Here is a 14159-nt window from a genome sequence, read left to right as displayed (position 1 = left end):
GGATTAACAAATCCTGATCTTAAAATCCAACCGGCACGAATCCGGAATGGTCGGTTGTGTACCCATCGATGTCCGGACGGGGGATCTCATCCCATCGCTCAGGATCGGCGTCATACACCTCACCTGTGGCAAGGCCGTGGAGGAGAGACTGAATGCCTCTTACGTTCTGCTGGATGTTATGACCGCGGGCACGCTGTCCCAGATTCCCCTCGCGTGTGTTTCCTGACGTTTCAAAGAAAATAGCCGGGTGGCTGTATTCTTCCTCGTTCTGCCCTTCATAGTTTAAACCGAGCATCATGGCAGAAACGACCCCGCCGTGAATATCAATTTCACTGAAGCCGGAGTTTACGTTTCCGACTGTATAGCGGTCAATGTTAATATAGCCGTAATCTTTTAGTGCGTCGTAAACATGAACCTGCATCTGGCGTGTCAGGTCTTCATAAAGACCACCTTCAAGGTTAGGAAGTGTCGGTCCGCCTGGTGCAAGGGAAATACCGAGTGACATCGTAATGGCTTCTTCTGTTTCAGGGTCGGTTTTTAACCCCTGGTGGTGGATATCGAGTGCGTAATCCGGCTGCACGTCTGTCCAGTAGCTGTACCATGCTTTTGATTCCACAGCCTGAAAAGCCCCTTCAGCCCAGTCTCTGTTCAGGTCGACTCTGATTTCATTGCCATTGCTGTTAAGAAGCGGCTCTCCAGCTTCCTGGTCATAAAGGACGGTCTGACGGATGTTCATTTCACTGCCGTCAGGGTTATACATCGGAATAAAGTAAAGTGTCAGCTCATCCATTACATCCTGGTACTGAGCGGACTGATTGCTTGTGTAGCGCTTCAAAAGCTGAAGTGTGGCTTCCGTTCCATATGGCTCATCGCCGTGAATACGGCTTTGAACCCATACTGTTTTTGGTCCGTTCCCAACTTTCGCCACGTACAGGTCACGTCCCTGTTCACTTTTGTCGTATTCATACCCAAGGTCTGCCAGTGTGAAGACTTCAAGCTCATCTTTGCTTCGCTTTTCAATGCTTTCCAGTTCCTTGATCATCTCATCATATGTAATGATGCTCGAAATGTTGGTTTCACCGTTTGTCGGGGGATGGTTTTGTCTTGCAAAACTTTCAGGGGAAAACATAATGAACAAAAGCATGATACTTAATAAAGATAGAAATGTCTTTTTCATGTGCTGCCTCCTCATTTAGTTTGTAAAGTTGAAAAACGGTCTTTTATTTCACCTCCCGTAATTTTTGTTACTCTAAATTATATATCTGGTTCAAAAGGAACCCTATCATTCTTTAGTAATGCTGAAGGAGGGAGAAATGTAATTAGTCAGAAAAGTGCGACTATTTACTCAGCTGTCTTTATGTCGAAAAAAACAAATCCGGAAGGCATAGGGAAATAGAGCCCTGTTTTCATCAAAAAACGACGGAATAACCTCCTATCAGGTTCTGAATCTTCGTTAAAAAAGAGGGAATAGTCACAGGTATCATTTGGTGAGCGGAATGAGAAATAAAAATAGAAAACCGGATTAAAGGACACAAGAGTCATAATAATGATGCGTTTCAATTTTACTGTGAAAGCTTGCAGGAAGAAGGATTCGGGGCAATAGTCCTTGCTTTTGGGGGATCGGACTTGGCGTGTTATGAGCAAAAATTGAGGTATTTGAAGGCCCGCAGGAACTCAGTTGCTCCCTGGTGGAAGAGTTGATACTATTAGAATGAAGCAATAGTGAATAAATGAGCGTAACAACATGAGAAACGCGCGGTTTTCTACTCTCATCTGCACCGGGTTTTAATTGTGCGTATGATGGTTACCTTATGAATAGAAAAGCGTAGGATACAGAGGAGGAACATGAGTGGATAATAATACTGTTTATGATTTGGTCGGGATCGGCATCGGACCTTTCAATTTAAGTCTTGCTGCGCTACTTGAAGATACACCTGAAGTGAATTCCCTGTTCTTTGACCAGAAGCCCCATTTTGACTGGCACCCGGGCATGTTAATTGTAGGAACTCGGCTCCAGGTGCCGTTTATGGCAGACCTGGTTACCTTGGCCGATCCTACGAACCGGTACAGCTTTTTAAATTACCTGGCCCAGAAAAACCGCCTGTATCCTTTTTACTTTTTGCAGCGGCTGGATATTCCAAGGCGTGAATACAACGATTACTGTAAATGGGTTGAAAGTGAGCTGAACAATTGCTGTTTCGGCAAAAAGGTTGTTGAGCTTGAATACTTAGAACACGATGAGCTTTATACCGTCACGGTGGAAGACATCGAAACGGAAGACAGAATCCGGTACCAGTGTAAAAACCTTGTACTTGGCACGGGAACTAATCCGGCCCTTCCGGAAGCATTTAAAGGCTTCCCGTCCGAAAATGTCTTTCACACATCCGAATTCCTGGACAGGCAGGACCGGTGCCGTGAAGCAAAGTCCGTCACGGTGGTCGGTTCGGGACAGAGTGCCGCAGAAGCATTTCGTGAGCTCTTGAAAGACCGGATGAAATATGATTATAAGCTTACCTGGATAACAAGGTCCCGCAGCTTCTTTTCCATGGAAGAATCAAAGCTCACAGTTGAGCAGTTTTCACCGGATTATGTGAATTACTTTTACCGCTTTCCCCAGGAAAAGAAAGACGAGATTTTTGCTACACAGGATCTCCTTTATAAAGGAATCAGCTCCCATACGATTACAGATATCTACAACCTGCTTTATGAAAATTCCGTGTCCAACGAGGAAATCAATGTGGATTTGCAGGTCCTGACGGAAGTGAACGGGATCAAGGAAAAGGGTAATACGTATGAAATTTCCTGCCGCCAGTGGGAGCAGGATCTGAATTTCACACACGAAAGTGATGTTGTTATTGTGGGAACCGGGTACCGTCCAAACGTTCCTGCATTCATTAAAGACCTGAGTGACTATATCTCCTGGGATGATAAAGGCAGATACGAAGTGGAACATGACTACAGGGTTCGTGTGAGTATACCGAATCAGATTTATGTCCAGAGCGGGATTTCCCATTCTCACGGTGTCGGATCGACCAACCTCGGACTTGCCGTTCACCGGAACAAAATTATTATCAATCATCTGCTGGGCAGGGAGAAATACCCAATTTACGATAAGTATGTGTTCCAAAACTTCGACGCAGAGAAGTTTTAATACAGAAGAGTGCCGGAGCCCCGGTACTCTTTTTCTATGAAAGTTCTTAATAAACAGAATCCTCTTTTAACGGCAGCCGGATTTTGTTTATAATGAGGGAACAACGTTTTTGAGGGGGAGTCGGGAATGAGTGTCATCGGAGAAGAGGAACAGTCTGTTTTAAAGGACGTGTTCAACCACCTTCATGAAAACCCGGAAGTCAGCTGGGACGAAGTGAATACGACCGCATACATAAAGGATTTTTTTGAAAAAAGAGGAGTAAAATCAACCACATTTGAGGACTGTACGGGACTGGTGGCTGAGATCGGGGAAGGTCGCCCGGTGGTGGCTGTCCGGGCCGATATGGACGCCCTCTGGCAGGAAGTTGACGGAGAATTTCGTGCCAATCATTCCTGTGGTCATGATGCACATATGACGATCGTTCTCGGGGTATTCCTTAGACTGATGGAGAAAGAGAAGCTTAACGGAACGGTCCGCTTTCTTTTTCAGCCGGCAGAGGAAAAAGGAGCCGGTGCGTTAAAGCTTGTGGATAAAGGTGTTGTGGACGATGCGGACTTTTTATTCGGGATGCATCTACGGCCGGTTCAGGAGCTTGATAACGGCAGCTACGCACCGGCTATTTCACATGGAGCGACCCGCCATATCCGTGGTGTGATTGAAGGGGATGATGCTCACGGGGCGCGGCCCCATCTTAATACGAATGCGATTCAGGTAGGTGCGGAACTGGTTCAGGCGATCAACAATATGCATTTTGATCCTCTCGTTCCTCATTCCATGAAAGTCACGGCATTTCAGGCGGGAGGGGAAAGTGCCAACATTATTCCCGGCAGAGCCTCTTTTACGGTCGACGTCCGTGCCCAGAATAACGAGCTGATGGAAGAGATGGTTGCCCGGCTGGAGAGGACGATTGCTTTTTCTGCTGAATACAACCATGTGTCGATTACGACGGAGACGATAGCGGAAATGGCAGCGGCGGTATTAAATGATGAAGCGACTGAAGTGATGGCCGAGGCAATTAAAGAGACAACGGGAGAGGAGACGCTTCGACCGATTAGAGAGACGACCGGCGGGGATGATTTTCATTTCTATACGATTAAAAAGCCGGAGCTTAAAGCCACGATGCTGGCGGTTGGATGCGATTTAAGCCCGGGGCTTCATCATCCAAGAATGACGTTTGACAGGAATGCATTACCCAAGGCTGTTGATATAATCACCCGGGCGGTGGAGAAAGTATTGGAAAAGTAAAACTGTATAACGTAAAACGGGGTCTGCCATGAACAGGCCCTTTTTTTTGGGAACGATGGAGGGAGGCTGGGACAGAAGTGTTCTAGTCAACGAGAATCCGAATGAATCATAGCGACGCTGATAAACCGCTCCTGAAATATACTTCGCTTTCCGCGGGAAGCGGGTTATCCTCCTCCAGCTTACCTGCTTCTTCCTCTGCCAGCTACCCTTATGAAGCTGGATGCGTCGAAGCAACTCGTCGCATTCTCATGAAGCAAATGCTCGTCACTGGGGTCTCACCTTTGCTTTTCAGAAGGCACTGAAAAAGTTCGATCTTTAACTTTTCCAGTGCCTTCTAATCCGGAGGGAGTCTGCGTGTATTTCATCCGCTAAGTTTGCACATTGTTCGCTTTCTCAGCTAAACACGTTCGTTATGTCCCAGCCCCGTTGAGTTTCTTTATGCTCCTCGCTGTCTGGTGGAGCAGAGACTCCACGTTCCTGTGTCTCTGTCATTTCGACGCAACGGACTTTTGTGTGGATAACGTGGTCATCCGGGAGAGGGTTGGGAACAGATCCTGTTGTCGGGGAGAATGCCGGTACGTTTAATAGCCCGTCCGGACTTGAGGTAGACCCGGGGGACGCGTTTGCCGATCAGACAGACAACCTCGTAATTAATCGTTCCCATATGGTATGAGACTTCATTAACAGACACGGATTCCGGTCCAAAAAGAGTGACAGTATCACCGATGCATGCAACAGGAATGTGAGTAATATCAATCATCGTCTGATCCATGCAGACGCGGCCGGCCACAGGTGCCCGAGTGTTATGGATAAAAACCTCCGCTCCGTTGGATAACAGACGGGAGAAGCCGTCCGCATAGCCGATGGGAAGGGTGGCGATTGAGGACTTTGTTTTCGTTTTATGTGTACAGCCATAGCTTATAAAACTGCCTGGAGCGGTTTCCTTTACGTGAGCAATTTTTGTTTTCAAGCTCAGGGCTTCTTTTAACGGAACCGGAGCAACCTCTGGTGAGGGAAGGAGGCCGTATAAGCTTATTCCAACCCGGACCATGTCCAGATGCATGTGAGGGTACTGAATCGTTGCTGCGCTGTTACAGCAATGCTTAACGGGAATGGAGATTCCATTGTCAGACACTGTATGGACTGTTGTTTGGAATGCTTCAAACTGCCTGGTTGTAAAGGAAGGATCCTTTGTATCACCGCTGGAAAAATGAGTAAAGATACCTTCCAGTGATACGTATGTGGAGTTCGTGATTTTTTTGGCAAGATGAACAGCTGATGAAGGGGAGGTAACACCGATCCGGCTCATCCCTGTATCAACTTTGAGGTGAACGGAGACGTTCTTTTTACGTACATTTGTTTCCCTTATAATGCTGTCGATCACGTCTTCTGTAAATACGGTAAGTGTAATGTCGTTTTCAATAGCGGTTCCCACAGATTCCCCGGTGGTGTAGCCAAGAACAAGAATCGGTGCGTTTATTTCTGCATTCCGAAGGACGAGAGCTTCGTCCAGGAACGCAACACCAAGGCAGTCCGCACCTGAATCCAAAGCTTCACGAGCGATCTCCACAGCCCCACGTCCATATCCGTCTGCTTTTACAACGGCCATCAATTTTGTTTGAGGCTGGAGACGGGCTTTAAATATTTGTGTATTTTCACAAATTGCATCGAGATCTACTTCTGCCCACGTTGGGCGGTAGCTGAACGTCATCTGCGTCTTTCTCCTTTCGTAAAAAATATCTCATTATAAAACCGTGTAAAGATCCGGATCAAAGAACGCCCCTCAGGAGACAATCTTGAGGGGCGTTTGATTAAATTAAACAGTTGTAAGAATTTGGGCAAGGGCCTCATCAGGTGATACATAGTCGTAACCGAGATCATGGGAAACTGTTTCGTAAGTGATGTGTCCTGCAGCTGTATTTAAGCCTTTTTTAAGGTTGGCATTATCAGCAAATGCTTGATTTACACCTTTTGAAGCAATTTGAACAGCATAAGGAACGGTTACGTTGGTCAGGGCGATCGTTGATGTTCTTGGAACAGCACCTGGCATGTTTGCAACAGCGTAGTGAACAACACCGTGTTTTTCATAAGTTGGGTTATCGTGTGTAGTGATGCGGTCAACGGTCTCGAAAATACCACCCTGGTCAATGGCCACGTCAACAATGACGGACCCCGGTGTCATTTGCTTGATCATTTCCTCAGTCACAAGCTTCGGTGCTTTGGCTCCTGGAATTAGAACAGCACCGATGACGAGGTCAGACTTAGCTACAGCCTGCTCGATATTCAACGGATTACTCATCAGAGTCTGAATTTCGTTCCCAAAAATGTCATCGAGTTCACGAAGACGGTCGGGATTCAGGTCAATGATGGTGACATTGGCTCCAAGGCCCATTGCAATTTTCGCGGCGTTTGTTCCAACGACTCCGCCTCCGATCACAGTAACGTTACCTCTTTGAACACCAGGTACGCCGGCAAGGAGAATTCCTTTTCCACCGTTGGATTTTTGAAGGAACTGAGCTCCAATTTGTGTAGACATACGTCCTGCGACTTCACTCATTGGGGTGAGAAGCGGCAGAGTACGGTTCACTTCAACTGTTTCATAGGCAATGGATGTTACGCCTTTTTCCGTGAGAGCCTTCGCAAGGGAGGGTTCTGCTGCAAGGTGTAAGTAGGTAAACAGGATAAGACCGTGATAGAAGAAACCATATTCTTCGGGAAGGGGTTCTTTTACTTTCATGACCATCTCAGCAGCCCAAGCTTCTTTCGCTGTTGAGACAATCTCTGCTCCCGCTTCTATGTAATCTGCATCTTCGAAACCGCTTCCAACTCCGGCTGCCGTTTCAATTAATACTGTATGACCGGCTTTACGTAACGTGATGACTCCTGCCGGTGTAAGGGCAACACGGTTTTCATTGTTTTTAATTTCTCTGGGTACTCCAATAATCATAGATAGTGCCTCCTTCAATATGGTAGCTTGTTGATAAGGTGAGTATAAATCACATTGATGGAATATGGCTTTGGTGAGAATAGAGAAAAATAAAACGGCCTTTTGTGTAAATCTACAAAAGGCCGTTCTGTTTCAACTTATCCAGTTTCATATCAAGAAAGAGGGTCATCTTCTCATTAGGGTCTCTTAAGTTAATGCCGCCCACCTCTGTGATCCGCTTCAGCCGGTAATTGAGGGTGTTACTGTGAACGTTCAATGCTTTGGCTGCCTCATTCACGTGGCTGTCTTTAATAAGAAACACATCGAGGGTTTCCTTGAGCTGGGTGTTGTGAAGGAGGTCGTACTCTTTTAGTTTTTTCAGAGAGAGGTTCTCGTACCCGTCTTCTTTGTTTTTAGCAGAGAGAACATCAATATACCTGTATATACCGAGGTGGTTATAGGTGCATGTACCTCGGAGTTCATCAGAGAATTGTTCTTTTAACTTTAAGACTGAAAGGGCTTCCTGGTAGCTTGTCTCTATTTTAGTATAGTCGGTGTATCCATTACCGCTTCCTCCGATCAGGTTTCCACTATGAAACCGAAGGGCCATTTGGGACGTGAATTCTTCAATAAAAGCTTCCGGTGAAAGAATCCCATTCGTCACAGAGGAAGGGGAGCCGAGAAGAACCAGTTCGTTTCCATCTAAAGCGTAAAGAGGAGCAATGATTTTTTGAGTAGTTGTAATCATATAAGAAATATTACGTTCAGTTTTGTCGTTGATCTCCTCGGGAAACTGAAACACAAATACAGCAACGGGAAGAGTTACCTTGATATTGAATCCTTCGAATGACTCGGAGATCTCATCATGATTCTTCAGGTGACCGGTCAAAAGCTGCCAGAAAAACTCCTGGTGCCCCTTTTCACGTTTCTTTTTACGTCCATGAAGCTGAACAAGCTGGTTTTTGGCAGCTTGAGATGCATATGAAAGAAGCTCCAAGTCGTCATCGTCCAGTTGGTTGTCAACTTCCAGGAGCCATATGTAACCGATAATTTCGGTTTTTGAACGTATCGTCATAGCGATTCGGTCCCCAAGGCCTACTTCCTGGATTTGAGAAATTCTTACAGGTTTTTCACTTTGATGAAGACGCTGCATCGTCCCGTCTTTCCAGAGACTGCTGATGACTCTTTCCGGAACACGGCGTCTCATAATGGTGGCAATTCTGGCAGAATCCGTTCCCTCACCATGGGAACTGTAGGCAAGGAGACGGTGGGCTGGGTCTTCTATCGTAACCGGACATTCGAGAACATCGCTGATTTTATCTACAAGGTTTTCCAGACTGCCGAAAGACCCCTTAAAAGGGTTTGGGTGTGTACTTTTGGTGCTCATTTTAAAACTCCTCTGATTAGTACAAGATCATCTTTTTCTATTTTATTCTTTTTTATGGTGGAAAGAAAGGGAGCAGATTCAGAATCATATTTAAAAAGCTTGTTTTCGGAAATATTGTTGCTTTCATAATAATAGTAATGAGGAAGCGGAAGTGCCCGAGACTACTGTGGCACTGGGGCCGGGCAAGACCCCGCAGGTCACAGCCGAGGAGGCTTGAGGGCACGGCCACGGAAAGCGAAGGCACGTAAGCTTCATCCATATTTGCAATGTTTGTGTGAAAAATAGCAATAATATTAACGAAAAGAGCGTAAATTAAATACTATAAAACCGGCAGGGAGAGGAAACTGAATTATGTGGTTTTTTCGAATTCTGTCGACATTTGTTTAATTACCCAAAAATGTAGTATGATATTTTAGTATTTTAACAAAAACATAGGTGGTTACAGATGATAGAATACCCCTATACTTCTGAAAGCGCTGTCATCATGAGGGGGTCATTTTTTGGACATACTTGCAATTTTGGACAGAATTAATGGCGTATTATGGGGAACGCCAAGCTTAATTCTATTATTCGGAACAGGTTTACTACTTACAGTGATGTTAAGAGGGCTGCAGTTCAGACGGCTTTTATATGCATTTAAACTGGCATTTACGAAAGAAGGTAAAAGCAGTTCAAAAGACGAAGGGGACGTGAGTAACTTTAAGGCACTCATGACAGCCCTTGCAGGCACAATCGGTAACGGCAACATTGCCGGGGTTGCCACTGCGATTACCCTCGGGGGGCCGGGAGCTATTTTCTGGATGTGGATTGTGGGTCTTTTGGGAATGGCCACAAAATATGCAGAGGCCCTTCTTGCCATGAAGTACCGCGTGAAAAATGAAAGCGGCGAATATTCGAGCGGGCCGATGTACTATGTTGAGCGCGGGCTTGGCCGGAAGTTTAAATGGCTTGCCATTGCGTTTGCCGTGTTCGGGGCCTTTGCTGCTCTCGGGATCGGAAACAGCGTACAGTCGAATACGATTGCCGGTGTAATGGAAACGTCTTTTGGTGTCAGTAATATTGTCACCGCCATTCTGTTATCCGGGCTCGCAGCTTTGATTATATTTGGCGGATTGCAGCGTATCAGTGCTGTTGCAGGCTTCTTTGTGCCGGTTATGGCTGTGTTTTATATTTTCGGTTCCTTACTCATTCTCACTATCAACTTTGATCAGATTATCCCGGCCTTTCAGACGATCTTTTATTACGCGTTTAACCCGGTTGCAGCCACCGGTGGTTTTGTAGGGGTTGTTGTTGCCGAAGCGATTCGTAATGGTGTTGCCCGGGGAATTTTTTCCAACGAAGCAGGACTTGGTACTGCAGCCTTAATTGCAGGGAACGCCAAAACCGATCATCCCGTAAAGCAGGCTTTGGTTGCTATGACTGGAACCTTTATTGTAACGATTATTGTGTGTACTATGACAGGTCTTGTTCTTGTTATTACAGGTTTCTGGGATCCGACTGGCGGACAGCTGTCAGGTGTATCTCATGAGGCAGGACTTGATGGAGGAGCACTGACCAGTGCGGCATTTGCGTCTGTACTCGGTACTGTCGGTGAATACATAGTTGCCTTCTCTGTTATTTTCTTTGGTTTTTCAACGATTGTCGGGTGGTATGTTTATGGTGAAAAGTGCTTTGAATACCTTGCGGGCCGTAAAGGAATTTCCGGTTACCGTACGGTTTATATCGCTGCCTGCGGGATTGGGGCAATGGCGAATTTAACAACGATCTGGGCCTTTGCTGATATGGCAAACGCATTGATGATGATTCCTAACTTAATCGCTCTTATCCTTCTGAGCCGAGTAGTAGTAAGGGAAACAAACGATTATTTTGAGAATCATTTTAAAGCTGCTGACACGGTTAAAAAAGCAAGCTGAACCAAGACCTGAGGAGCCGTTCTTTTCTATCATTTGACGGGTTTACTCCAGCTTACACTCACCACACAAGTAGAGGGCGGCTCATAAGGCACATACCTTATGAGCCGCCCTTTTATTGTCACGAATGGGCTTCTTGTGTTGTCCAGCAACGGTGATTCTCATTATCCTTTCACCTGACTTCCTGAGTCCAAAGGACCAGCAACCCAGAGACTAAATAACCAGTTTCCAAAAAAGACCAATAGAAGAAAGGACTATTTTGCCACAGATATATTACGAGAGTCGAAATGCTCTGCTATATTTATAGATATGCAATTTAATAAATATATATAAGGAGGATTTCATGTTAAAACGACTTTCGATTGGATGGCTGGCTTTCGTACTGTTACTGACGCTCGCAGCCCCGGTAACGCATCAGAGTACATACGCAGAAGACGCAGGTGAGGTTTCTGAGCTTGAAGCAGACAGGACGCTTTTTTCTTTAACGGAAACGAGGACCGTAAATGTGAAGGCGGATCTTAGTGAAGAAGTCGACGTGGAGAACCTTGAATTTCTTTTTGGCGGAAAGCCATTGGAGGAATGGAGAAAATGGTCTGGCGGGTCGAACTATAACGGGGACCCGTTTATTACTGTCATTGAAGGTCCTGAAGTAAGTGACAGTGGTGAAGTTACGGCCACACTGGAATTTGGCTTGCTTTACAACACTACCAATCTCTCAAACCGAACGATCCGTACCCAGTACCAGCAGTTTATCGGAGATTACGAGCTGGCAATGGTGGATGCGGCAAGTGGCGAGACTGCTGCCACAATGGTGGCACTGAATGTTTATGATGAGTTTTTGTTCTATGAAGAGCTCATGCCTGCAATAGACGAGGTCTTTAATGAAGCAGCTGATCTAAATGATCGGTACCTTGAGTACCAGAAGGCAGGCGAGTCTGTTGAAGGACGTGATATCCACTTTGTGATTCTCGCAAGGGACGAAGGGGCTGTAGACAAGTACTTGAATGAAACGCTTCCGGCAGCTCTGGAAGACCCGGCAAGTTTACTGGAACAGCTCGAGGAAGGAACGATGGGAGATTACCAGGTTCCGATCTGGTTTAATAACATTCACCCAGATGAAGTTGAAGGAGTAGACGCACAAGTTGAACTTCTAAAGAAGTTTGCCCTCGAAGATGAAGTATCTTTTGTGACCACTGACGAGGACGGCGATGAGTACCCGGTAAGTCTTGATGTGGACGAGGTGCTGGATGATGTGATCTTCCTGTATATGTTTACGAGTAATCCTGACGGCCGTGTAGAAAATACGAGGGGAAATGCGAACGGCTTTGACCTGAACCGGGATAATGCCTACCAGACACAGGTGGAAACCGAGCAGGTGAACGAACTGATCGCAAAATGGACACCGTTGTCCTTTGTGGATATGCACGGGTATGTGAACGGATTTTTAATTGAGCCTACAACGCCGCCGCATAATCCGAACTTTGAATATGACCTTCTCATCAACAATATGATCGATCACGCCCATACGATGGGAAGAACCGGAGTTGGAGAATCCGACTTAACATCTTACTTTATTGCAAGACTTGAGTGGGACAGCGGATGGGATGACATGAGTCCGGCCTACACGGGAATGTATGCCATGCTTCACGGTTCCCTCGGCCATACGATTGAAGTGCCAACCCTCAGCCAGAACTCCCTTCGCGCCATGGTTGGTGTAGGGCTTGGGTCTGCATTGTATGTTACTGAAAATAAAGACGAGCTATTTAAAAAACAGTTGGAGATCTTTGAGCGCGGGGTAAACGGAGAAGACAATCCCGCTGTGGACGAGTACTTTGTCAATGCGGCAGGGGAGTCCATAGGACGGGTGCGCGGGGAACATGACAGCTTCTTCCCGGAATATTACGTAATCCCTGCAGATGAAAAAGAACAAAAAAATGTGCTCGAAGCCTATAACATGGCTGAGTATTTACTTCGTAACGGGGTGAAGGTGGAAGAAACCACCCAGCCGGTAACGATTGATGGAAACACCTATCCGGAAGGAACGTTTGTGGTGCCGATGAACCAGGCTAAACGAGGCCTTGCCAACGCCGTTCTTTACGAAGGGGATGATGTGTCTGACTGGAGCGCCATGTACGATCCGATTGTGGTGAACTTCCCTGACTTAAGAGGATTTGACACCCTTGACGTACGTGAAACGGGGCTGTTTGAAGGAAAAACGTCTGAATTAACTGAAGTACAGATCCCTTCTGGCTCGGTTACAGGTAATTCACCAAGACAGGTCCTTGCCAACAACACCAATGACACGATCAGAGTAGTGAATGCCCTTTTGTCTGACGGTAAAACCGTTGAAGTAGCCAAGGAGTCCAGGGGACGTGTTGAAAAAGGGGATTACCTTGTCGGAACGCAGGATCTTCGTAAGTACGGGGAAGAGTATTATTTCAGCTCACAACCTCTTGGCAATGGACAGAATGTGGCGTCAGATGTGCTGAGTAAACCTAAAGTGGCTGTAACAGGGTCTGCACAGCTGAGGTACTCTATGGAGGAACTCGGTTTCGAGCTTGTGAATCAGTCAGAAGCAGATGTCATTGTTAGTGACAGCAGTTCTTTTAACCAGGACCAGGTTGCCGGGAAGTCCTATGTCGGCATTGGCGTCAGTGCGTTAAGCGGCGTTCGCAACAGCGGCATGCTGCCAGGGTTTAATTTTGACTATACAAGAACCAATCATGAAGGACTTGTAAAAGCCGAGGTAGCCGATCACCCGATTACTGCAGGCTATGAAAATGAAGAGAAGCTTTACATCACCACAGGAGCCTGGATATCTGAAGTTCCTGAAGGTGCTGAAATTCTTGCTGAATTCAGCAGCGACGATGATTTTTACCGTGCCGGCTGGTGGCCTGGAAATGACGGGGCCAGAGGACAGACCATGGCCTTTACAACAAATACAGAAGAAGCCTCTTTTACCCTGTTTGCAAACGAGCTTGCTTTCAGAGCCCATACAGAACACAGCCACAGACTCCTTGCAAATGCTGTTTATGCATCGGTAACAGAAGAGGCTGAACGAAGAGGAAACAACGGCCGGGGACAGGGAGTCGCAGTTAATAAAGAACATGTAGATGAAACTCGTGACAATGGCAAGGTAACCTCGACGGTCGCACAGGGTGAAGTGATGAGCGCTGTTCAGTCAATTACGCGTGCAGACCGTGTAACCATCACTTCTGATCGCGGAGGGGCTGAACTCCTGGAAGTAGAAATTCCTTTCGGGGATATTGAAAACCTTCAAAAGCACAACGAAAAAGCGAAAATAGAGGTTACAGACGGTGAAAGGTCCTACGTGATTCCTGTGTCAGAATTGGATATTGTATCGGCTGCGGAACAACTTGGGGATGCCTTTATGATTTCGATTCAAGTCAGCACAGAAGAAGAGGTATACAACGGCCGTGATCGTGATGACCAGACTGTCAATGTAACCGAAGTGAAGATAAAAGCAAAAGCAGATGAAACAGAAGTGGATTTAAATCAGTATCGTATTTTGGAATAAAG

At 46.3% G+C, this 14159-nt stretch carries 8 protein-coding genes; 4 read left to right on the top strand and 4 right to left on the bottom strand.

The features are described from left to right. Positions 1 to 19 precede the first annotated feature (19 nt). Positions 20 to 1177 (bottom strand): M14 family zinc carboxypeptidase, encoded by a 1158-nt coding sequence (locus JSY36_RS10480; RefSeq protein ID WP_205166357.1) that lies wholly within the window; start codon positions 1175 to 1177, stop codon positions 20 to 22. A 672-nt stretch (positions 1178 to 1849) separates the two neighbouring features. Between JSY36_RS10480 and JSY36_RS10475 the strand changes: the two genes are divergently transcribed. Both JSY36_RS10475 and JSY36_RS10470 read left to right on the top strand, forming a co-directional pair. Beyond that, positions 1850 to 3151 carry a lysine N(6)-hydroxylase/L-ornithine N(5)-oxygenase family protein gene (locus tag JSY36_RS10475; protein ID WP_122897501.1) on the top strand — a complete coding sequence of 434 codons (1302 nt, stop codon included), beginning with the start codon at positions 1850 to 1852 and terminating at the stop codon, positions 3149 to 3151. Positions 3152 to 3277: 126 nt separating this feature from the next. Then, positions 3278 to 4396, top strand: coding sequence for a M20 peptidase aminoacylase family protein (locus tag JSY36_RS10470; protein WP_205166356.1), 1119 nt, complete (start codon positions 3278 to 3280; stop codon positions 4394 to 4396). Between the two features lie 526 nt (positions 4397 to 4922). Here JSY36_RS10470 and alr read toward each other — a convergent pair. From alr to JSY36_RS10455, 3 genes are all read right to left on the bottom strand, one after another. Next, on the bottom strand, positions 4923 to 6107 hold the full coding sequence (gene alr, locus JSY36_RS10465) for an alanine racemase (RefSeq protein WP_205166355.1): 1185 nt from the start codon (positions 6105 to 6107) through the stop codon (positions 4923 to 4925). Positions 6108 to 6212: 105 nt separating this feature from the next. Further along, positions 6213 to 7343, bottom strand: coding sequence for an alanine dehydrogenase (ald, locus tag JSY36_RS10460; protein ID WP_205166354.1), 1131 nt, complete (start codon positions 7341 to 7343; stop codon positions 6213 to 6215). Positions 7344 to 7455: 112 nt separating this feature from the next. Continuing rightward, on the bottom strand, positions 7456 to 8709 hold the full coding sequence (locus JSY36_RS10455) for a PucR family transcriptional regulator (RefSeq protein WP_205166353.1): 1254 nt from the start codon (positions 8707 to 8709) through the stop codon (positions 7456 to 7458). A 500-nt stretch (positions 8710 to 9209) separates the two neighbouring features. On the opposite strand from JSY36_RS10455, the gene JSY36_RS10450 reads away from it, so the two are divergent. Together JSY36_RS10450 and JSY36_RS10445 are read left to right on the top strand one after the other, a co-directional pair. Next, positions 9210 to 10622 (top strand): alanine/glycine:cation symporter family protein, encoded by a 1413-nt coding sequence (locus tag JSY36_RS10450; protein ID WP_183163774.1) that lies wholly within the window; start codon positions 9210 to 9212, stop codon positions 10620 to 10622. 340 nt (positions 10623 to 10962) lie between these two features. Further along, on the top strand, positions 10963 to 14157 hold the full coding sequence (locus JSY36_RS10445; RefSeq protein ID WP_205166352.1) for a M14 family metallopeptidase: 3195 nt from the start codon (positions 10963 to 10965) through the stop codon (positions 14155 to 14157). Positions 14158 to 14159 lie beyond the last annotated feature (2 nt).

The sequence above is a fragment of the Alteribacter salitolerans genome (assembly GCF_016901055.1).
GTDB lineage: Bacteria > Bacillota > Bacilli > Bacillales > Salisediminibacteriaceae > Alteribacter > Alteribacter keqinensis.
The sequence above is the reverse complement of the archived record's forward strand: the minus strand, read 5'-3'. Positions and strand labels throughout refer to the sequence as shown.

Coding starts and splice junctions, on each gene's coding strand:
- JSY36_RS10480 (WP_205166357.1), bottom strand. CDS start 1,177: ATGAAAAAGACATTTCTATCTTTATTAAGTATCATGCTTTTGTTCATT.
- JSY36_RS10470 (WP_205166356.1), top strand. CDS start 3,278: ATGAGTGTCATCGGAGAAGAGGAACAGTCTGTTTTAAAGGACGTGTTC.
- alr (WP_205166355.1), bottom strand. CDS start 6,107: ATGACGTTCAGCTACCGCCCAACGTGGGCAGAAGTAGATCTCGATGCA.
- ald (WP_205166354.1), bottom strand. CDS start 7,343: ATGATTATTGGAGTACCCAGAGAAATTAAAAACAATGAAAACCGTGTT.
- JSY36_RS10455 (WP_205166353.1), bottom strand. CDS start 8,709: ATGAGCACCAAAAGTACACACCCAAACCCTTTTAAGGGGTCTTTCGGC.
- JSY36_RS10445 (WP_205166352.1), top strand. CDS start 10,963: ATGTTAAAACGACTTTCGATTGGATGGCTGGCTTTCGTACTGTTACTG.